This is a genomic window from Terrihabitans rhizophilus, from assembly GCF_033898525.1.
In the GTDB taxonomy this organism is placed as follows: Bacteria; Pseudomonadota; Alphaproteobacteria; order Rhizobiales; family Methylopilaceae; genus Flaviflagellibacter; species Flaviflagellibacter rhizophilus.
Genome location: NZ_JAXAFJ010000001.1, coordinates 592,761 through 611,907 on the forward strand (window position 1 = coordinate 592,761; position 19,147 = coordinate 611,907).

15 protein-coding genes and 1 pseudogene are annotated in these 19,147 nt (G+C 65.3%); 10 read left to right on the forward strand and 6 right to left on the reverse strand.

Translation table 11 applies throughout. The annotated features are described in order from the left end of the window. Positions 1-169: 169 nt before the first annotated feature. On the forward strand, positions 170-1,084 hold the full coding sequence (locus SCD90_RS02645) for a LysR substrate-binding domain-containing protein (protein ID WP_319843064.1): 915 nt from the start codon (positions 170-172) through the stop codon (positions 1,082-1,084). On the opposite strand, the gene SCD90_RS02650 is transcribed toward SCD90_RS02645, so the two are convergent. The 4 genes and pseudogenes from SCD90_RS02650 to SCD90_RS02665 all read right to left on the reverse strand — a co-directional run bounded on the left by SCD90_RS02650 (position 1,038) and on the right by SCD90_RS02665 (position 5,539). Continuing rightward, complete coding sequence (locus tag SCD90_RS02650; protein ID WP_319843065.1) at positions 1,038-2,345, reverse strand: HlyD family type I secretion periplasmic adaptor subunit; 1,308 nt, start codon at positions 2,343-2,345, stop codon at positions 1,038-1,040. The two genes, SCD90_RS02645 and SCD90_RS02650, sit on opposite strands and share 47 nt — an antisense overlap. Beyond that, positions 2,342-4,054 (reverse strand): annotated as a pseudogene (locus SCD90_RS16705) (type I secretion system permease/ATPase). The gene SCD90_RS02650 and the pseudogene SCD90_RS16705 overlap by 4 nt, the downstream one beginning before the upstream one ends. Before the next feature lie 142 nt (positions 4,055-4,196). Further along, a complete protein-coding gene (locus SCD90_RS02660; RefSeq protein WP_319843066.1) occupies positions 4,197-4,694 on the reverse strand; it encodes an ureidoglycolate lyase in 498 nt (165 codons plus the stop codon). After that, positions 4,691-5,539: a bifunctional allantoicase/(S)-ureidoglycine aminohydrolase gene (locus SCD90_RS02665; RefSeq protein WP_319843067.1), complete on the reverse strand. Its 849-nt coding sequence runs from the start codon at positions 5,537-5,539 to the stop codon at positions 4,691-4,693. Before SCD90_RS02665 ends, SCD90_RS02660 begins: the two co-directional genes overlap by 4 nt. Positions 5,540-5,779: 240 nt before the next feature. Here SCD90_RS02665 and SCD90_RS02670 point away from each other — a divergent pair, with 240 nt between their 5' ends. Beyond that, positions 5,780-6,508, forward strand: coding sequence for an aspartate/glutamate racemase family protein (locus tag SCD90_RS02670; RefSeq protein ID WP_319843068.1), 729 nt, complete (start codon positions 5,780-5,782; stop codon positions 6,506-6,508). A gap of 15 nt (positions 6,509-6,523) precedes the next feature. Here SCD90_RS02670 and SCD90_RS02675 read toward each other — a convergent pair whose 3' ends face one another. Together SCD90_RS02675 and SCD90_RS02680 are read right to left on the reverse strand one after the other, a co-directional pair. Then, positions 6,524-7,411, reverse strand: a complete 888-nt coding sequence (locus SCD90_RS02675) for a lipid kinase (RefSeq protein WP_319843069.1) — start codon at positions 7,409-7,411, stop codon at positions 6,524-6,526. Between the two features lie 137 nt (positions 7,412-7,548). Beyond that, complete coding sequence (locus SCD90_RS02680) at positions 7,549-8,055, reverse strand: DUF1579 domain-containing protein (RefSeq protein WP_319843070.1); 507 nt, start codon at positions 8,053-8,055, stop codon at positions 7,549-7,551. A gap of 391 nt (positions 8,056-8,446) precedes the next feature. Here SCD90_RS02680 and SCD90_RS02685 point away from each other — a divergent pair, with 391 nt between their 5' ends. The 8 genes from SCD90_RS02685 (at position 8,447) to SCD90_RS02720 (ending at position 19,139) form a co-directional block, all read left to right on the forward strand. Then, positions 8,447-11,365 (forward strand): monovalent cation/H+ antiporter subunit A, encoded by a 2,919-nt coding sequence (locus SCD90_RS02685; RefSeq protein WP_319843071.1) that lies wholly within the window; start codon positions 8,447-8,449, stop codon positions 11,363-11,365. Then, a complete protein-coding gene (locus SCD90_RS02690) occupies positions 11,365-11,706 on the forward strand; it encodes a Na+/H+ antiporter subunit C (RefSeq protein ID WP_319843072.1) in 342 nt (113 codons plus the stop codon). The genes SCD90_RS02685 and SCD90_RS02690 overlap by 1 nt, the downstream gene beginning before the upstream one ends. Beyond that, on the forward strand, positions 11,706-13,319 hold the full coding sequence (locus tag SCD90_RS02695) for a monovalent cation/H+ antiporter subunit D (protein WP_319843073.1): 1,614 nt from the start codon (positions 11,706-11,708) through the stop codon (positions 13,317-13,319). Before SCD90_RS02690 ends, SCD90_RS02695 begins: the two co-directional genes overlap by 1 nt. Further along, positions 13,316-13,801: a Na+/H+ antiporter subunit E gene (locus SCD90_RS02700; RefSeq protein ID WP_319843074.1), complete on the forward strand. Its 486-nt coding sequence runs from the start codon at positions 13,316-13,318 to the stop codon at positions 13,799-13,801. The genes SCD90_RS02695 and SCD90_RS02700 overlap by 4 nt, the downstream gene beginning before the upstream one ends. Further along, positions 13,798-14,079 (forward strand): K+/H+ antiporter subunit F, encoded by a 282-nt coding sequence (locus SCD90_RS02705; RefSeq protein ID WP_319843075.1) that lies wholly within the window; start codon positions 13,798-13,800, stop codon positions 14,077-14,079. Before SCD90_RS02700 ends, SCD90_RS02705 begins: the two co-directional genes overlap by 4 nt. Continuing rightward, complete coding sequence (gene mnhG, locus SCD90_RS02710; RefSeq protein WP_319843076.1) at positions 14,076-14,468, forward strand: monovalent cation/H(+) antiporter subunit G; 393 nt, start codon at positions 14,076-14,078, stop codon at positions 14,466-14,468. Before SCD90_RS02705 ends, mnhG begins: the two co-directional genes overlap by 4 nt. A gap of 380 nt (positions 14,469-14,848) precedes the next feature. Then, the gene (locus tag SCD90_RS02715; protein WP_319843077.1) at positions 14,849-18,511 is read left to right on the forward strand and encodes an autotransporter domain-containing protein; all 3,663 of its coding nucleotides are present in this window, start codon (positions 14,849-14,851) and stop codon (positions 18,509-18,511) included. A 67-nt stretch (positions 18,512-18,578) separates the two neighbouring features. Continuing rightward, a complete protein-coding gene (locus tag SCD90_RS02720) occupies positions 18,579-19,139 on the forward strand; it encodes an invasion associated locus B family protein (RefSeq protein ID WP_319843078.1) in 561 nt (186 codons plus the stop codon). The last annotated feature ends 8 nt before the right edge of the window (positions 19,140-19,147 follow it).

The window sequence follows — 19,147 nt, forward strand, 5'->3', positions numbered from 1 at the left end:
CGTCCGGGCAGTTGGACGATTAACCCTCGATCATGACGGCTCGTTAAAACGCCGGGAGCGCGCCCTATACAAAGAATCCACCCGGGCCATCGGCTGAGCCGATGGGTGCGGCGTCACAATCACGTAGCGGCCGCCGACTATCGAAGCGCCTCCTACAGGCGAGGCGCCGATGTCGATTGCTCAGCTTCGAGCTTTTCACAGCGTCGCGACGGCCGGCGGTTTCTCGCAGGCCGCCCGCGAGATTGCGATCAGCCAGCCCACCCTTTCGGGGCAGGTGCGGCAGTTGGAACAGCTGTCCGGCACCACCCTGTTCGAACGCCGCCAGCGGGGCGTGGAACTGACCGCCGAGGGCGAAGCCCTGTTCGAAGTCACGCGCCGCCTGTTCGAGGCGGAAGCGGAGGCCCGGACCCTGCTCAAGGACGACATGAACCGGCTGGGTGGCCATCTGCGGGTGGTTGCCGACGGCGCCTTTCATTCGGTGCCGATCATCCGCCACCTCAACGGCAAGCGCCCCCGCCTCACCTTCTCGCTGGCGGTGGCCAATTCCGAGCGGGTCATTGCCCATCTGCTGGAATATCGCGCGGATGTCGGCGTCACCGCCTGCCTGGCCGCCGACCCGCGCCTGCACCTCGAACCCTTGCTGGAGAGCCGCATGGGCGCATTCGTCAGCCGTGATCACCAATGGACCGGCCGCGACCATCTGGTGATGAAGGATCTGCAGGATCAGCCCTTCGTCATGCGCGAGCGCGGCTCACGCACCCGCGCCGTGTTCGAGGAGAACCTCGCGCAGCATGATGTCGGCCTCGGCCAGATCATGGAGGTGTCCACGCAGGAGGGCGTGCGCGAGGCGGCCGCGGCAGGCTTCGGCATCGGCATCAGCGCCGACATCGAGTTCGGCCATGACAGCCGGCTGCACTTCCTGCCGATCCTGGACGCGGACATCCTCCTCATCGAATATGTGACCTGCCTGGCAGAGCGCCGCAGGCTGCCGCTGGTGCGGGACTTCTTCGAGAGCGCCGCTGATCTCTACGGGTCCATTAGTCCTCGCGCAGCGCGTTCTCCAGCTGGTCCCGAAGCGGCTTGACGATGTAGTTCATCGCCGTGCGGTCGCCGGTCTGGACATAGATCTCCGCCGGCATGCCGGGCAGCAGGACGAGATCGCCCAGCTTCTGCATCTCCTCGGGGGCGAGAGCCACCCGTATGGTGTAATAGCTGAGGCCTGTTTCCTTCTCCTGGATAAGATCCGCCGAGATGCGGGTGACCTGCCCCATCACCTCCGGCGTGGTGCGCTGGTTGAAGGCTGCAAGCCGCACCTTTGCCGTCTGCCCCGTGTGCAGCTGGTCGATATCCGCCGGCTTCACCTTGCCATCCACCGTCAGCTTCTCGGCGTTCGGCACGATCATCATCACCGTCTCGGACGGACCTATGACGCCGCCCACGGTGTGCGCGGAAAGCTGGTGGACGATGCCGGCGATAGGGGCCCGCAGTTCGACGCGCTGAAGCTGTTCGCTGGACGCGATCTTCTTCTGCACGAGCTCGCCCCATTTGGCCTCGGCCTCGCGCAGATGCTCGATGACCTCCGTGCGGAAATCCTGGTCGATCTGCAGGATCTGCAGGTTCGTCTCGGTGATCCGTCCCTTCGAGCGCGCAAGATCGGCCTGCAGCTGGCCGCGCTCGCCGTTGAGGCGCGTCTGCTCCCGCTGAAGGGTTCGCAAGCGGGTGAGGGGCACCAGCCCCTGCTTCTGAAGTCCGGAGACATCCATGAGCTCGAGCCCGATCAGGCGCAACTCGCCGTCCTTGGCTGAGATCTGCGCGGAGAGACCGCGCGCCTCCTCATCAAGCTGCGCGGTGCGCTCGCGAAGCTGCGCGATCTGGCCTAGCCGCCCCTCCCGCCGGGAGCGGAAGAGGCTGGCCTCGCCGGCGGAGGCTGCGGCGAGCAAGGCGTCTGCCTCGTTCTGCGAGGCGGTCTCGGCCATGGCCTCCTGCCCGTCACGCTCTGCAATGAGGCGTGCGCGCCGCGCTTCCAGTTCCGCCAACTGCGTCTCGACCACGGTGAGATTTGCGCGGGTGATCGTCTCGTCCAGCCGGAGCACGAGCTCACCGGCCGCGACCGCCTGCCCGTCCCTCACGAGGATGGCCCCGACGACGCCGCCTTCGGGATGCTGAACGCGCTTCGCATTGCCCTCGACAACAACCGTCCCGGACGCGATGACGGCGCCGCTGAGCGAGGCAAGAGCTGCCCAGCTTCCGAAGCCTCCGAACAGGACAGCGGTGATGACCACACCGGCCACCACATGGCGGCGGATGGTGCGGCTGTTCTCGACCTCGTGCGCGGTGTTGATCATGCGACGGCCGCCGGCTGCTTGAGGACGCGGCCAAGCACCTCTTCCTTGGCGCCGAATGTCTGCTGCCGTCCCTCGGCCAGCACTAGGACGAGGTCCACGGCCGCAAGGGCGCTGGGCCGGTGCGCGACGACGATGACGATGCTGCCCGCCTGCCGCGCCGAGCGGATGGCATGGGTCAGCGCCGCCTCGCCATCGGCATCGAGGTTGGAGTTCGGCTCGTCGAGCACGATCAGGAACGGGTCGCCATACAGAGCGCGGGCAAGCGCCACGCGCTGACGCTGGCCGGCGGAGAGCGCGTGACCGGCCTCCCCGATGCGTGTGTCGTAGCCGCCGGGGAAGCGGACGATCATGTCGTGGATGCCCGCCCGCTCGGTCGCGGCCAATATCTTCTCCGGCGTGGCGTCGGGCTGAAAGCGGCTGATGTTCTCGGCGATGGTGCCGTCGAACAGCTCGATGTCCTGCGGAAGGTAGCCGATGTGGGGGCCAAGCGCGGCGCGGTCCCACTGGTCGAAGGTGGCGCCGTCGAGCCGCACGCCGCCCCGGCTTCCCGTCCAGACGCCGACAAGGCCGCGGGCCAATGTCGATTTGCCCGAACCGCTGGCGCCGATGACGCCGACGGCCGCTCCGGCCGTCGCCTCGAACGTGATGCCGGCCAGGGTCGGCCGCGTCTGCCCGGGCGGCAGCACCGAGAGATTGTCGACTTCGAGGATCTTGTGCGGCTTCGGCAGCGGCATGGGAGCGGCGCGGGCCGCATCCGCGCCGGGCGCGGCAAGGCGGCGATAGCTCTGCCGGGCACCGACGAAGCCGCGCCAGTTGGCGATGGCAAGCTCCACCGGCGCCAGCGCGCGCTACGACAGGATGGAGCTCGCGATCATCACGCCCGGCGAGATCTCCTGCAGGATGGCGAGATAGGCGCCCACCGCGAGCATCAAGGATTGCAGGAAGAAGCGGAACACCTTGGCCGCCGCGCCGATGCCGCCTGCGGCATCGATGGTGCGCTGGTTCTCCTGCAGATATCCGCCATGAGCCTGCACCCAGCGCTCGCGCAATGCTGGCATCATGCCCATTGCCGACAGCGGCTCCACATTGCGGCGGCAGGTTTCCGAGACCGCATTCCGCGCGGAGGATTTCTGCGAGGCCGCACGCGTGGGGTTGCGGGTGCGCATCTCGGTGATGAGGGTCAGGATGCACAGCACGATGCAACCGCCGAGCGCCACCGCGCCCAGCCAGACATGGAAGATGAAGATCAGCGCGAGATACAGCGGCATCCAGGGCAGGTCGAAGATCGTGATCGGCCCCTGACCGCCGAGGAACTGGCGCAGGCCGTCGAGGTCGCGGATCGGCTGCTGGCCGTCGCCCTCGCGCCGCCCGCTCATCGTGAGCGAGGTCATCATGTCGAAGATCGGCCCGCGCAATTGCAGGTCCAGCCGCTCGCCCAGCCTCACGAGGATGCGGCTGCGCACAAGGTCCAGCGCGCCCTGGATGACGTAGAGCATGGCGGCGAGGCCGAGCAGCACGGCAAGGGTCGGCACGCTGCCGCTGGCCAGCACGCGGTCATAGACCTGCAGCATGAAGAACGGGCCGGTCAGCATCAAAAGGTTGATGACGCAGCTGAAGAGCCCGACGGCGATGAAAACGCCTCGACAGGACCTCAGCGCAACGACAACCGCCGGCTGGTCCTGCCGTGGTTTCGGCGGCGTTGCGGACATGTACTTCGTCCCGGCTGACAAACGCGGTAGGGGCGAAGCCGGCATTGTGCGGCTTCGCCGAATTGGCGGCACATTGGCCGCGCCGCATTACAGCCGCGTGTTGCCTGGATGACGGCCGGACGACATGGCCGCGCCGGACCGTTTATCCCGGAAGCACCGTCCAGGGTTCGTCGAACGTCCATTCCTCAAGGTTCACACCGGGTCCGCCACGGTCGACCACGATGAAATCCTGTGGCTGGCCCAGCGGCGCCAGGACGCCATGCCATGTGTTCCGATGATAGTTGATCCCCTGCCAAGGCGCGGTAAGGAAGGCCTGCGGCGTGCCGGGTCGGCCGTTCTCATCGGGGCAGACGATGACAAGGAAAGGTTCGGCCGTCAGCGGGATGAAGGCCTGGCTGCCGAGCGGATGACGCTCCACCAGATCCAGCTTCAGAGGGAGCGCGTAGGGGTCGCCCTCGACAAGGCTGATGAAAACCCCACCACCTTCCCCTGCCGCCACGGCCTCGGCCATCGGCGGAAGCCGTCGTGCGCGGCCCCCGTTGATGGGGATGCGTCCGGGATAGTTCGGCTTGTCGATGACATCGCCAAACGGCGCAAAGGCTTTGCGCGTCAGCGCCCGGGCCGTGATCGTTCGGCTCACCGCCCGAGCCCCGCATGCGCGCCCAGCCTCAGGTTCATGTGCCGGTTCACGTCCTTGTAGAGCAGGTACCGGAACGGGCCGGGCCCGCCGGCGTAGCAGGCCTGCGGGCAGAAGGCGCGCAGCCACATGAAGTCGCCGGCCTCCACCTCCACCCAGTCCCTGTTCAGCTTGTAGACGGCCTTGCCCTCCAGCACGAAAAGGCCGTGCTCCATGACATGGGTCTCCTCGAAGGGGATGGTCGCGCCCGGCTGCAGGGTGACGATGGTCACGTGCATGTCGTGGCGCAGGTCCGCCGGATCGACAAAACGGGTGGTTGCCCATCCGCCTTCGGTGTCGGGCATGCCTGCGGGCTCCACCTCGCTGTCATGGCTGAAGAGCACGTCGGGGGCATCAAGTCCGGGCACCGGCTGATACAGCTTCCGGATCCAGTGAAAGCGGGCGTTCGTGTCGCCACGGTTCCACAATGTCCAATCCTTGCCCGGAGGCAGATAGACAAAGCCTCCGCCCCCGAGTTGGCGGCTCTCGCCGTCCACCGAGAGGGTGATCTCGCCGCAAACGACGAAGAGCACGCTCTCCGCGCCTGTATCGGCTTCCGGCCTGTCGCTGCCGCCACCCGGCGACACCTCCATGAGATATTGCGAGAAGGTCTCGGAGAAGCCCGACATCGGCCGGGCGAGCACCCACAGGCGCGTCCCTTCCCAGAACGGCAGCATGCTGGTCACGATGTCGCGCATCACGCCTTTGGGGAGGAAGGCATAGGCTTCCGTGAAGACCGCGCGGCCTGTCATCAGCTCGGTCTGGCGGGGCAGGCCGCCGCAAGCCTCATGGTAGGACCGGATGTTCATTGCCTCTCCAGATGCGTCGCTTTGCGGAACCTTCGGTGCCAAGCACCCAAGCTATCTGATGATACGTGCAGAGCGCTGTGTCCATTCAGCAATTCTGCCGAAAACCGCTTCAACGGCTTGCGGGCGCAGAGATCGTATGCGGGCCGGAGACTGGAAGCCCGACTCCACTCCGCAGTGTCCCAGCGCCGGCTAGGTGGATAGACTTGCGGAAGATCATCGAGTGAGTTCATGGAACGGCGCATGCGCATACTGGTCATCAACCCCAACACCACAGCCTCGATGACGCGGAAGATCGGCGAGGCTGCGCGCAAGGCGGCGGCGCCGGGAACGGATGTCCTCGCGGTCAATCCCGAGGACGGGCCGCCCAGCATCGAAGGCTATTTCGACGAGGTGTTCTCGATCCCCGGCCTCATCGGCTGCATCCAGAAGAATCCAGACTATGATGCCTATGTCATCGCCTGCTTCGACGACACCGGCCTCCACGCCGCCCGCACCGCGACGTCCGCTCCCGTCATTGGCATAGGGGAAGCCGCCTTCCACATGGCCAGCCTTCTGGCGGGACGCTTCAGCGTGGTGACCACGCTCGCCGTCTCGATCCCGGCAATAGAGGCCAATCTTGTCCATTACGGGCTGTCGGTGCGGTGCGGACGGGTTCGGGCCTCGGAGATCGCGGTCCTCGAACTCGAGCGTCCGGGCTCCGATGCCTGCTCCACGATTTCGGCGGAGATCGGGCGGGCCATCAAGGAAGACCATGCGGATGCCATCGTGCTTGGCTGCGCCGGCATGACGGATCTCGCGGAGCGCCTGTCGCGCGAACATGGTGTGCCGGTGCTGGACGGCGTCTCCTGCGCGGTAAAGCTGGCCGAGGGGCTGGTGCAGCTTGGCTTGCGTACATCGAAAGCCGGCGGCTATGCGGCGCCACGCCCCAAAGCCTATTCCGGGATCTTCGCCGCCAACTCGCCGAAATAGTCTTCGGCGTTCCAGCTAAGGCACGAAGACCGGCAGAGCGGCGCGGCTGATCGTGAAGTGTGCCGGCGTCGAGGTCAGCAGTTCACCATCGGTGTTCACGAGGTGGGGACGCCGTGTGCGGATCGTCAGTTCCGTAGTGCCGAATGCGCGCACGCTGGCATGCTGCCCGTGCGTACCGCGCCGCAAGGCCGGGGCCAGCCGCACCAGCTGCCACCAATGCTCCACTTCGAGGCTGTAGAAGTCGAGCCGCCCGTCGAATGGCGTGGCGGAACTCTCGACCGTCATGCCGCCGCCGTAGAACCGGCCATTGCCGACCGACATCTGCATGGTGCGGACCTCCTCGACCGTACCGTCATGGTCGATAAAAGCGGTGAAGGGCCGGCTCTGCGAAAGGATGCGGCTTGCGGCGGCGGCATAGCCCAGCACCCCGAAGCGCTTCTTCGCCTCGCTCGTCAGCTGGCGGGCAAGGTTCACGCTGAAGCCGATGCTCGCAACATTGAGGAACGGGTGACCGTTGACGTTGCCGAGGTCGAGCCGCCGGACAGCGCCCGCAGTGATGACCCGCGCTGCCTCCACCGGGTTCACCGGAATGGACAGGCTGCGCGCCAGATCGTTCGCCGTGCCCAGAGGCAGTATGCCGAGCGGCAATCCGGTGTCGCGAATGGCACCCGCGGCTGCATTCATGGTTCCGTCGCCTCCGCCCGCAACCACGAGATCGACGCCGCTCGCGTTGTCCCGGATGCACCGATCAAGATCCTCCCGGGTGCACAGGCCCGCCGGCTCCACCAGATCCACGCCGCTCGCGGTGAGAACGTCGAGCGCGTCCTGGACCCGGGCGGTGCCGCTCCGGGCCTTCTTGTTCACCAGCAGGAGGGCACGGCGTCGAAAAGCTTGGGGGTGCACGGCGGGAATCCTGACGCGGGATATTCGCGGCCCTGGAACGGGCGCTGCGAATAGACCTCACACGCCTGGGGCAGGAACAAGGCCGTGCGAGCCGGACCGCCCGGCACCCGCCATTTCCCGGTCTCGCTGCGCCTGCCCTAGTCGATCCGCTCGTAGGTCGCCGACATCACCTGCACCCACTCCCCGTCCGCGCCTTTCATGCGGGAGGTAAGCGTCCGGCGGGTGGGGCTCTCGAAGGTGTAGATGTCCTGGTAGGGCAACAGGGTGTCGGGTGCGTTGAAGTCAGGACCCGTGGTGTCCAGCGTCAGCACATCGCCGCTCGCGTCCAGCGTGCCCTCATAGACCCAGAACACGTCCATCATCGAACCGGACCAGCTGCCGACATAGCGCCCCTTCCGAGGATCGTAGCCGAGGACCATCAGCGTTTCCGCACGCGCCCCGTCGTCGGGCATGGTGCCGCGGCCTTCGCTGACGACGAACAGGTCGCCAAGTTCCCGCACGGTCTCGATCCACTTGTTATCCGCAGGACCAGCCTGTCCCCCGTCCCCGCCGGGCATCTCGGCGGCGCATTCAGCCATGGTCATCCGCCAGGTGCCCACCAGTCGTTTCAGCCAGCGATGCTCCGCATGCGGGTCGGTCTTCATCTCATCGTCCTCTCAAGCAGGATAACATTGATATCAATCTATTTGGGTGCCAACGCCGTCGAAGACCTCGCCAGGCGGTCCGCCCGGCGGCCGGCTCCACGCGCATCCACGGGCAATTGATCGGGGTTGAGGGTTGCCCTTGTCATCTTCATGGAGGAGAAACAAGGAACCCTTGTGAACTGCTGCTGCCCCTTCATCGAAGCACAGCGACGGATGCACGCCATCCTCCTGTCGCGGCGATGATCCCCGAAGCGGCAATTCTGCTGCCGCGCCCCGGCGCGAGATGCAGCATGATCGGCAACCGGCCAAATCCCTCCGCTCTGGAGGGGAAACAGGGTGCGAGACGGCTCTTTCACGAGCGATCAGGATTGTTCAGGTAGGAAGTGCATCGATGGTGTGGCAGAGCAACAGTTTGGTTCTTCTTGTTGCGTTGCCGTTCGTCGCCAGTTTCATTGCCATCCTGCTTCCCGCCAACGCACGAAACGCCGAAGCCTGGGTCGCTGGCCTGGCGGCACTGCTCGGGGTGGTTCTTACCGCCCTCGCCTATCCGCTGGTGCAGGACGGCGGGGTGGTGCGGCATGTCGTCGAATGGGTTCCGACGCTCGGGCTCAATGCAGCCCTGCGGCTGGACGGCTTTGCGTGGATGTTCTCCATGCTCATCACGGGCATCGGCCTGCTCGTCGTCATCTATGCCCGCTATTACATGTCGCCCAAGGATCCGGTGGCACGCTTCTACGCGTTTCTGCTTGCCTTTATGGGCGCGATGCAGGGCCTGGTCCTGTCCGGAAACATCATCCTGCTCGCGGTGTTCTGGGAACTCACGAGCATCTTCTCGTTCCTGCTCATAGGCTACTGGCACCAGAACCAGGCTGCCCGGGACGGGGCCCGCATGGCGTTGACGATCACCGGCACCGGCGGGCTCTGCCTGCTGGCCGGCATGGTGCTGCTGGGCCGGATCGTCGGCAGCTACGATCTCGACGTGGTGCTGGCGTCCGGGGCGGCCATCCGGGCGCACGATCTCTACCTCCCGATGCTGCTCCTGATCCTGGCCGGCGCATTGACCAAGAGCGCGCAGTTTCCGTTCCACTTCTGGCTTCCAAACGCCATGTCGGCGCCCACGCCCGCATCGGCCTACCTGCATTCCGCCACGATGGTGAAGGCGGGCGTGTTCCTGCTCGCCCGCTTCTGGCCGGTGCTGTCCGGCACGGACGAATGGTTCTTCATCGTTGGGCTGGCGGGAATGTCGACGCTGCTGCTGGGCTCGTTCTTCGCCATCTTCCAGCAGGACCTGAAGGGACTGCTCGCCTATTCGACGATCAGCCATCTCGGCCTCATCACGACGCTTCTGAGTTTCGGCAGCCCTCTGGCGGCTGTCGCGGCCATCTTCCACATGCTCAACCACGCCACCTTCAAGGCCAGCCTGTTCATGGCGGCAGGCATCATCGACCATGAGGCCGGCACCCGCGACATGCGAAAGCTGTCTGGCCTGTTCGCCTTCCTGCCGGTGACGGCGACGCTTGCGATGGTAGCAAGCCTCGCAATGGCCGGAGTGCCCCTGCTGAACGGCTTCCTGTCGAAGGAGATGTTCTTCGCCGAGAGCATCGAGCAGCACCGGGTCTCGTGGCTGGACCACATCGCGCCCTATGTAGCGACCGTCGCCGGTGCATTCGCCGTCACCTATTCCGTGCGCTTCATCCACAAGGTCTTCTTCGGGCCAAAGCCGGTGAACCTGCCGCGGGAGCCGCACGAGCCGCCGCACTGGATGCGGGTGCCCATCGAACTCCTCGTCCTCGTCTGCCTTGTGGTCGGCATGGTGCCGGCGATCAGCGTGGGCGGCTTTCTGGACACCGCCGTCTTCGCGGTTCTGGGCCAGCGCACGCCCGAGTACAGCCTTTCGGTGTGGCACGGCCTCAACCTGCCCCTGCTCATGAGCACGGTGGCGCTCGTAGCCGGCCTCGCGATTTACGCCCTGCTGCAGCCCTATCTGCGCAATTCCGAGGAGGGTCCGCCGTTCATCCGCCGCCTGCAGGGCCGGCGCATCTTCGAGCGGATTCTCGTCACCCTCAGCTGGCGAGGAGCCCGCTTCCTAGAGCGCTTGCTGGCCACGCGCCATCTGCAGCCGCAGCTGCGCGTGCTGATCGGAGCAGCTCTGCTCGGTGGCATCTGGGCCATGTGGGGCTCGGCGGAAAAGCTGCCGGCGCTGTCGGCCGCGGGCATGGATCCGGTGCTGGCGGTGCTCTGGGCCGTCGGAGCAGTGTGTGCCGTGGGCGCCGCCTACCAAGCCAAGTTCCACCGGCTGGCGGCCCTGATCCTGCTGGGCGGCGCCGGGCTCGTGAACTGCGTGACCTTTGTGTGGTTCTCGGCGCCCGACCTTGCAATCACCCAGCTCCTCGTGGAGATCGTGACCACCGTCCTCATCCTGCTGGGCCTGCGCTGGCTGCCCAAGCGTGACCCGGAGATCCACGACAGCTTCCATCTGAGGACGCTGCTGCGTCGCTCCTTCGATCTCGCACTCGCGGTCGCGGCGGGTCTCGGGACTGCCGCCATGGCGTATCTGACGATGCGGACCCCCGTGCCGTCATCCGTCGGTGACTACTATCTGGAGCGCGCGTACAGCGAGGGGGGCGGCACCAATGTCGTCAACGTCATCCTTGTCGACTTCCGCGGCTTCGACACGTTCGGCGAGATCGTGGTGCTGGGCGTGGTCGCGCTCACTGTGTTCGCGCTGCTGCGCCGTTTCCGTCCCGCCGAGGACACGAGCGAGATCCCCGTTCAGCAGCGCGAGCAGAACATCTTCGATGACCTGCAGCGCGACAGGACCGTCGGCGAAACGCTGAACGACTACCTGCTGGTGCCCTCCATCATCATGCGCTGGATGTTTCCGGCCATCGTGCTCCTGGCCGCCTATCTCTTCCTCCGTGGCCACGATCTGCCGGGCGGCGGCTTTGCGGCCGGCATCACGATGTCGATCGGCTTCCTGCTGCAATATCTCGCCGGCGGGACGCGATGGGTGGAGGAAAGGCTGCGCATCCGGCCCGTCGTGTGGATCGGGCTCGGCCTCATGGTGGCGGCGCTGACAGGCCTTGGCTCGTTCGGACTGGGCTACCCGTTCCTCACCTCCTACTCCCAGTACACGGAGCTTCCCCTGCTCGGTAAGGTGCCCACGGCCTCGGCACTGCTGTTCGATGTCGGCGTCTTCAGCCTCGTCGTCGGCGCGACGGTGCTGATGCTCATCGCCATCGCCCATCAGTCCATCCGCTCGGCCAAGACGAAGGTGCCAAAGGCGCACGCGGATGTGGGGGCCGGCTGATGGAACTGCTCATCGCACTTGCCATCGGCACGCTCACCGGCTCAGGCGTCTGGCTCATCCTGCGCCCGCGCACCTATCAGGTCGTGGTCGGACTGGCCCTGCTGTCCTATGCGGTCAACCTGTTCATCTTCTCCATGGGACGCCTCCGCTCTCATGCCGCCCCCGTCGTCGACGGATCCTCGGTCGTTGACCCGTCCGCCTATGCGGATCCCGTGCCGCAGGCTCTGGTTCTCACCGCCATCGTCATCGGCTTCGCCACCACGGCGCTGTTCCTCGTCGTCCTGATCGTCTCCCGCGGCCTTGCGGGCACCGACCATGTCGACGGACGGGAGAGGTCGTGATGGAGGTCGCGCCGCAGCACATCGTCATCGCACCGGTCCTGATCCCGCTCATCGCGGGCGCGCTGATGCTGTTCTTCGACGATCGACAGCGCCAGCTGAAAGCCGCCATCGGCATTGCCTCCACGCTGGCCCTGCTCGTGACCGCGGGCATGCTCCTGCTGCGCGTGCACCACCATGATGCGGTGGCCCTCGTCTATCTGCTCGGCAACTGGCCGGCCCCGATCGCGATCAACCTTGTCGCCGACCGCCTCTCGTCCATCATGGTGGCCGTGACGGCGCTTCTGGCGCTCCCTGCCCTCGTATTCTCCATGCAGCGGTGGGAACGGAGCGGCCCGCACTTCCACAGCCTGTTCCAGTTCCTTCTGATGGGCCTGGGCGGCGCGTTCCTGACCGGCGACCTGTTCAACCTCTTCGTCTTTTTCGAGGTCATGCTGGCGGCCTCCTACGGGCTCGTGCTGCATGGATCGGGCGCCGCGAGGGTAAGGTCCGGCCTGCACTACATCGCGATCAACCTGGTCGCTTCGCTCATCTTCCTGGTTGGCATCGCCCTTGTGTTCGGCGCGACCGGGAGCCTCAACCTTGCGGAGATCTCGCAGAAGGCCGTGCAACTCACGGGCTTTTCGGAACCGGCGCTCAGGGTCGGCCTCGCGATGCTGGGGCTGGCCTTCCTGATCAAGGCGGGCATGTGGCCGCTGGGCTTCTGGCTGGTGCCGGCCTATTCGGCCGCCGCCGCTCCGGTGGCCGCGATTTTCGCGGTCCTCAGCAAGGTCGGCGTCTACGCGCTGCTGCGGCTTTCGCTGCTGGCGTCGGCGGAAGGAGAGGCTTTCGGGGCGATGCTGATCTTCGTCGGCGGCTCGCTGACGCTGGTTTTCGCCTCCATCGGCATTCTTGCCTCGCAATCGCTTCCGCGTGCCGCCGCCTACTTCGTCCTGATGTCCTCGGGCACGCTGCTGGCCACCTTCGGCATGTCCGATCCCGGCAGCACCGCCGGCGCGCTGTTCTACCTCATCAGTTCCACGCTGGCGGTCAGCGGCCTGTTCATGATCGTCGAACTGCTGGAACGCGAGCAGGGCGCGGCCGCAAACGTGCTGGCCGTCACCATGGAAGCCTATGGCGGGGCGGAGCCGGGGGCGGACGAGGAGACCGAGGTGGGCCGGGTCATCCCCGGCGCCCTCGCCGTGCTCGGCATCAGCTTCTCCCTGCTTGCCCTGGTCCTCATCGGACTGCCGCCCCTCACGGGCTTCCTGGCGAAGTTCGCCATTCTGCACGCGGTGATCGGGCTGCCCTCGGTCGAATCCGGGGGCACCGGAAACCAGGCTGCCATCCTCGCAAGCCTGCTGATCATCTCGGGCCTCACGGCGATGATCGCGCTGGTGCGGATGGGCATCCGCATCTTCTGGGCGCCCGTGGAAAGCTTCCAGCCTCGCGTGACGGTGCTGGAGATCGCGCCGATCCTGTTTCTCGCGGCAGTTCTTGTGGCAATGTCGGTCGGGGCCGGCACGGTCATGAGCCTCGTGACGGACGCGGCCGGCGACCTGCACCAGCCCAGCCGCTATCTTGATGCCGTGCTCGGTGCCGGCCGCGTTCCCCCTTACGCCGAGGCGGGCAAATGAGGGCGTTCCTTTCCTATCCACTGCTGGCCGCTGGCCTCGCCGTCATGTGGCTGGCGCTGTCTGGCCTCACGCCGGGCCATGTCGTGCTTGCCGTGCTGGTGGCGTTCGGTGCCAGCCATGCAATGCACGCGCTGGGCGAGCCGAGCCCGAGATTGCGCCGCCTGACCGCGATACCCGAATTGCTGGGGTTCGTGCTCGTCGACATCGTGCGGTCCAACATCGCGGTGGCCCGCATCATCGTTCTCGGCAGCCGTCACCGCCGGTCGTCCGGGTTCATCTCCGTACCCCTGAAGCTGACGAACCCGTCAGGGCTCGCCATCCTGTCGATCATCCTCACATCCACGCCGGGCACGGCGTGGCTGGACTACAACTCCGCGCGGGGAACGCTGCTGATCCACGTCTTCGATCTTGTCGACGAGCAGGTCTGGATCGACATCATCGCCAACCGCTACGAGCGTCTCCTGCTGGAGATTTTCGAATGAACGTCCTCATCATGCAGGTGGCGCTGTCCATCGCACAAACCCTGCTGGCCTTCGCGGTTCTTCCCTGCGTCTACCGGATGATCGTCGGCCCGCGCGCGCAGGACAGGGTTCTCGCCCTCGATGCGCTTTATGTCTGCGCGATGCTGCAATTGCTGGCTTTCGGCGTGCGGACCGGGAGCACGCTCTACTTCGAGGCGGCGCTCATAATCGGCATGCTGGGCTTCGTCGCGACGGTCGCGCTGGCCAAGTTCCTGATGCGTGGCGAGGTGATCGAATGAACGCCTCTTTCGAGGACATCCCGCTATGGGCTGCGGTGCTGAGCGCCGCCTTCCTGCTGCTCGGCTCGTCGCTTGCGCTGATCGGCACGATCGGCCTTGCCCGGCTCGGCTCGTTCTATGACCGCATCCACGCGCCCACTTTGGGCACCAGCTGGGGCGCCGGCGGCATGATCGTGGGGTCCATGATCTTCTTCACGGCGGCGGCGTCCCGGCCAGTGGTGCACGAGATCCTGATCGGCCTTTTCATCACCGTCACCACGCCCGTGACTTTGATGATGCTCGGCCGCGCGACCGTCTACCGCGATCGCTCGGAGAAGCACCCCGACGTGCCGCCGATCTTCCCCGACGAAGCCGCACTCGTGGCCGAAGACAAGCCGAAGGGCATCTAGTCTTTCAAGCGCCAGCTTTGCCAAAGCGAATCGAGAACACCGCTGCGCCAGCCGGGCGTTAGTTCTTTGATCCAGAGCAAACGCAATCTTGCATGCGACGGCAGCACCAGCCTTGCTGTCCGCGCTGTTCGCCGCACGAATGGCCACCATAAGTTGTTAATCATAAAGGCCCAGAGCGCCGCTAATCTGCAGATGTGGCTGCTTTGGAAGCAAATTCCGGCGTCAGTACTAAGCAGCCGGAGTAAAAAGCCCCTGACCCAGAGTCTGCAGTGTAGCGCCATTGCCACATATATGACCTAAATGTGGTACTTTTCCAGACTCAAGTTGTACTTTGGTTGTGTCCTCAGCTATGGCCTGAGAAAGCAATTTCGGGGGACGCCATGCAGCCGTTTACAAGTCATCGGACCATCAACGGCCGCGTTTCGCGCCGAGCAGCGCTTCTTCTCGGAACGGCGCTGACGGCTGGCGTCCTATCGCAGGGCACCTTCATTTCGGGAGCTTACGCGGCCAACGAATGCGGCGCGCCCGTCAATCAAGCGGTGGTCTGCGACGCGACGAACTATCAGGCTGCCGAAGGCGATATCGGATACTTCAATCCCGGTGCGCTGACCCTGACGCTGCAGGATCTTACGGTCACGGCGAACACCGCAGTTCGGCTTACGAACAGCGCCGTCACTCCGGGTGATGCGGCGATCATCGTTGAAAACACGGATATCACCACCGCCACGGGTGCTGGTGTGCAGGTCAACGTGGCCAGCGATAGCGCCGCGACACTGACCGTGAACTCTGGCAGCAGCATCGTCAGCGGAAATACCAATGCCGCTTTCGTCCGTTCGGTGGGTGGAACAGTCACCGTCACGACCGAGGCTGGAACCACGCTGAATGGTGGTGCCAACGGCCTTCAGACCCGGACGGAAGAAGACAACCTCACGACCGTGACGATCGGCGGTGAAGCAATCGGCGGGACCGGCAGCGCGGTTGCCACTGCCGCAGTCGATGGTGACACCGTCATCACTATCGAGGGAACGGCATCTCTCACCGGCAACGGTAACTCGGGCATCTACGCCGACAGCAACGATGGCGACATCACGATCAGCACCGCGGCTGGATCGAGCGTGACCACCACGGCTGCCAACGACGGCTACTATGCCATCGAAGCCGCGTCTGACACCGGCACCATCAACATGACACTGGCAGGCGAGGTCGTTGAAGGCGGCGTTGCCGCGTTCACGAGCGGAGCCGGTTCGGTCAACATCGACATCCTTGGGCGCATCAACAACGCGTTCGGCGGCGGCGTTCAGGTGGAAACCGAGGACGGCGACATCACGCTCAACCTTGGCCAGACCGACGAGACGGGTGCGCCGATTCAAACTGTCGTTGAGAGCAGCAGCGATGCTCTGCAGCTATACAGCGATGAAGGTTCGATCTTCGTCACTGTTGGCGCCGGAACCAGCCTGATCGGCGGGCCTGCGAACGACGAGCTGGACGAAGAAGGCGGAGACGGCATCGAGGCCGTCGCAGATGCCGGCGATATCACCATCGGGGTGCTGAGCGGCGCGACCATCACGGGGGGCGACGACGGCATCTATGCCTCGACGGACAACGGCTCGGTCGTCATCAGCAATGCCGGCCTGATCGGTTCGGTATCCGAAGATGAAGACGGCCCGGTATTCTCCGGTGTCGGCGACGATGGCATCGATGTCGAGGCCTATGGAGACGGCCTCGTCGAAGTAGTCAACGAAGTCGGCGGCCTCATCTTCGCTGAGGACAACGGCATCGAAGTCAGCCAGGAAGGCAGCGGCGAGGTGTTCGTTGAAAACCTCGGCAGCATCGGCATCTTCGGAAACGCGGTTGGCGACGATGGCATCCGTGTCACGAACTACGGCACCACCTCGTTGGACGTTACAAACGGCGGCGCAATCTGGGCCACGAACTCCGCAATGGACGTCGCCAGCTTCATTCCCGGAGATGTGTCCATTCTCAACCAAGGGCTCGCCATCGGCAGCGGTCAGGAACCTGACGAAGCCGTGGTGCGCATCCGCACGGTCGCGTCGACGGAAGGCTCCGAGGTGCAGACGGCTCTCAGCTTCGAGAACACCGGCATCATCGCCAGCACCGATGCGGCCAACGCGCTGTTCAGCTTCATCGAGGCTGTCGAGGACGAGGACATCCTCGCCGGCGGGGATCTCGGCACGCTGCTCGGCAGCGAGGCGTTCTCCACCTTCACGGCTGATCTTGGCGACGCCGCCGAAGACTTCGCGATCTACGCGCAGGGCGACGACTTCGAAGACGAAGGCAGCTTCGGCTTCGGTGCTGGCGGGGAGTTCACCAATTCCGGGCTTATCGTAGGCCGCATCGGCATCGACAGCTTCGAAGCCAGCACCTTCGAGAACAACGGCCTGTGGCTGACCCGTGGCGACAACTCTTTCGGCGTCGGCGAAAGCAGCGTCCTGACGAACAATGTCCTGATCCAGACCGCCTTTGTATCTGGCGTGGAAGACGAAGCCTCCTTCAGCGGTCTGGACGTCTTCCAGAACAACGGCGTGCTCAGCATGATCGACAACTTCGGCGCCCTTGCGGGCATCGAGGGAACGCCGGTGTTCAACAACGACCGTGTGAGGGTGGACGGCACTTACCAGGCTTCGGGCAGCGCGATCCTCGCGGTCGATGCGACACTCGGCGCCGCAGGTCAGTCGGACTCGTCCGACCTCCTCGTCGTCGATGACGTGGATACCGGCGAACAGGGCGTGGTGGGCGACAGCCTGACGTCGATCCTCGTTCTGGACTCCAATGCGTCCGGGCTGGGTGCCCTCAACCTCGACGGCGTTGCGCTGGTCCGCGTCAACAACGGCGACGCCTTTCTCCAGAACTGGAAGCTCAACGAGGGCTCCTCGAATTACGACAGCTCGCGTGGCGTGATCGACAAGGGCTTTGTCTACTACACCCTTGGAGAGCGTGATGCCCCGGAGGAGATCTCCGAGGAGATCACTTTGCAAATCGCGGAGGACAACGCTCGCGAGATCGTCCTTATCGGCTTGCCGGACGTGGAAGCCTATCAGGCTGCGTCCATCATCACCGGCGCACAGGAGATCTGGCACAACACCACGGCCATCTACTCCGAGCGTCATGCCGATCTGCGTGACTTCATCATGGCCGGCGTCAACAGCCGCGCCGAGCGCGCCGACCTCCCGGTCGACGGCCCGGCTCCCACGACGACGGCAAACAACGTAACGCCGGGCGTGTGGGCAAAGGGCTTCGGCGGCTGGGTCCAGAACGATGGCGAGGCGGCCGGCTTCGATACCGGCTTCGACCAGGACATCTACGGCATGATGGCCGGCATCGACACGGGCCGCGAAAGCGTGTGGTCCGCGGACGATGCGATCCTCGGCGGGGTCTTCGCCGGCTACCTCTCGTCCGACCTCGACTTCAACACGGGCGGCTCCTCGATCGACTACGAGGGCTTCACGGTTGGCGGTTACGCCAGCTTCCTGAAGGGCAACTTCTTCGTGGACGCCACCATCAAGGCGGACTTCCTGGAGATCGAAGGCGCCGGCGGCGTCTTCGGTGACCTCAGCACCGATGCGACCTCCATCGGCGGCACGCTCGAGAGCGGCTATCGCTTCTGGTTCAACCGCTTCTTCGTGGAGCCAAACGCGGTGCTCGCCTATGTCCAGACCGACATCGACGACGCCACTGTGCTTGGTGGCGACATCGACTTCGCGGATGATGCGGAAAGCCTCCGTGGCGGCGTCGGCATCCGCGTCGGCGGCAATGTCTACACGGGTATGACGCACACTGTGGGCGTCTCGTTGGTCGGCCGTGCCTGGAACGAGTTCGAAGGCGAGAACCAGGTCACGATCGGTGGCGAGGGCGGTTTCGACATCGTCGATCAGGGCCCCGAGGACGTGTACGGCGAACTGGGCGGCACCTTGTCCGTCACCAGCCGAACCACCGGCTGGTCGGGCCAGGTCAGCGGATCGTACAAGTTCAACGACGAGTACGAGTCGGCCAGCGTGAAGGGTGGCGTGCGCTACCAGTGGTAAGCACGGCCTCCTAGGCTAGGACCGGGGCAGGCCTTTGGCCTGCCCCTTTTTGTTTGAGAGGTTTCCGATGCGCCCCTTCTTGCCGACAGCAGCTGGACTGCTCCTCCTGTCCTCGCTCCCCGTCCTCGCACAGGCGCCCGCGACGCCGCGCGCCCAGAAGGCCGAACCGGCGGCGCCCCCAGCAGCCCCGGCCATTCCGCAGAAGCGGGAAGAGATCGTCTATGGGGCATGGACGCTGGTGTGCACCTCCCCCGCGCAGGGCGCCGGCGCAAAGGTCTGCAATGCCGTGCTGCGCATCCGCGAGCAGAAGTCCGGAAAAGCGGTCCTGGGCTGGATCATCGCGCGCACCGAAGCCGGCGGTCTCGCGGGCGTCTTCGAGACGCCCACAGGCGTCCAGATCCCGGCGGGCGTCGAGTTGACCCTCGGCAAGGGTGCCGTTCGCAAGCTGCCTTACGACTGGTGCGACCCCCAGCGCTGCCAGGCTCGTGCCACGATCGACGCCGCGTTCCTCAAAGAACTCTCGGCCGCCGGGACCGCCAGCGTGAAGATGGTGTCCAAAGAGGGCAAGGCCGTGAATCTGGGCTTCGGCACCGAAGGCTTCGACAAGGTCGCGCCCTCGTTCCGCTAACAATCGTG

Bases quoted from the DNA above. Each gene is read 5' to 3' on its own strand.
- SCD90_RS02680 (WP_319843070.1), bottom strand. From the start codon at position 8,055: ATGAAGACCGACCCGCATGCGGAGCATCGCTGGCTGAAACGACTGGTG.
- SCD90_RS02715 (WP_319843077.1), top strand. From the start codon at position 14,849: ATGCAGCCGTTTACAAGTCATCGGACCATCAACGGCCGCGTTTCGCGC.
- SCD90_RS02645 (WP_319843064.1), top strand. From the start codon at position 170: ATGTCGATTGCTCAGCTTCGAGCTTTTCACAGCGTCGCGACGGCCGGC.
- SCD90_RS02720 (WP_319843078.1), top strand. From the start codon at position 18,579: ATGCGCCCCTTCTTGCCGACAGCAGCTGGACTGCTCCTCCTGTCCTCG.
- SCD90_RS02700 (WP_319843074.1), top strand. From the start codon at position 13,316: ATGAGGGCGTTCCTTTCCTATCCACTGCTGGCCGCTGGCCTCGCCGTC.
- SCD90_RS02665 (WP_319843067.1), bottom strand. From the start codon at position 5,539: ATGAACATCCGGTCCTACCATGAGGCTTGCGGCGGCCTGCCCCGCCAG.
- SCD90_RS02650 (WP_319843065.1), bottom strand. From the start codon at position 2,345: ATGATCAACACCGCGCACGAGGTCGAGAACAGCCGCACCATCCGCCGC.
- SCD90_RS02685 (WP_319843071.1), top strand. From the start codon at position 8,447: ATGGTGTGGCAGAGCAACAGTTTGGTTCTTCTTGTTGCGTTGCCGTTC.
- SCD90_RS02690 (WP_319843072.1), top strand. From the start codon at position 11,365: ATGGAACTGCTCATCGCACTTGCCATCGGCACGCTCACCGGCTCAGGC.
- SCD90_RS02670 (WP_319843068.1), top strand. From the start codon at position 5,780: ATGCGCATACTGGTCATCAACCCCAACACCACAGCCTCGATGACGCGG.
- mnhG (WP_319843076.1), top strand. From the start codon at position 14,076: ATGAACGCCTCTTTCGAGGACATCCCGCTATGGGCTGCGGTGCTGAGC.
- SCD90_RS02705 (WP_319843075.1), top strand. From the start codon at position 13,798: ATGAACGTCCTCATCATGCAGGTGGCGCTGTCCATCGCACAAACCCTG.
- SCD90_RS02695 (WP_319843073.1), top strand. From the start codon at position 11,706: ATGGAGGTCGCGCCGCAGCACATCGTCATCGCACCGGTCCTGATCCCG.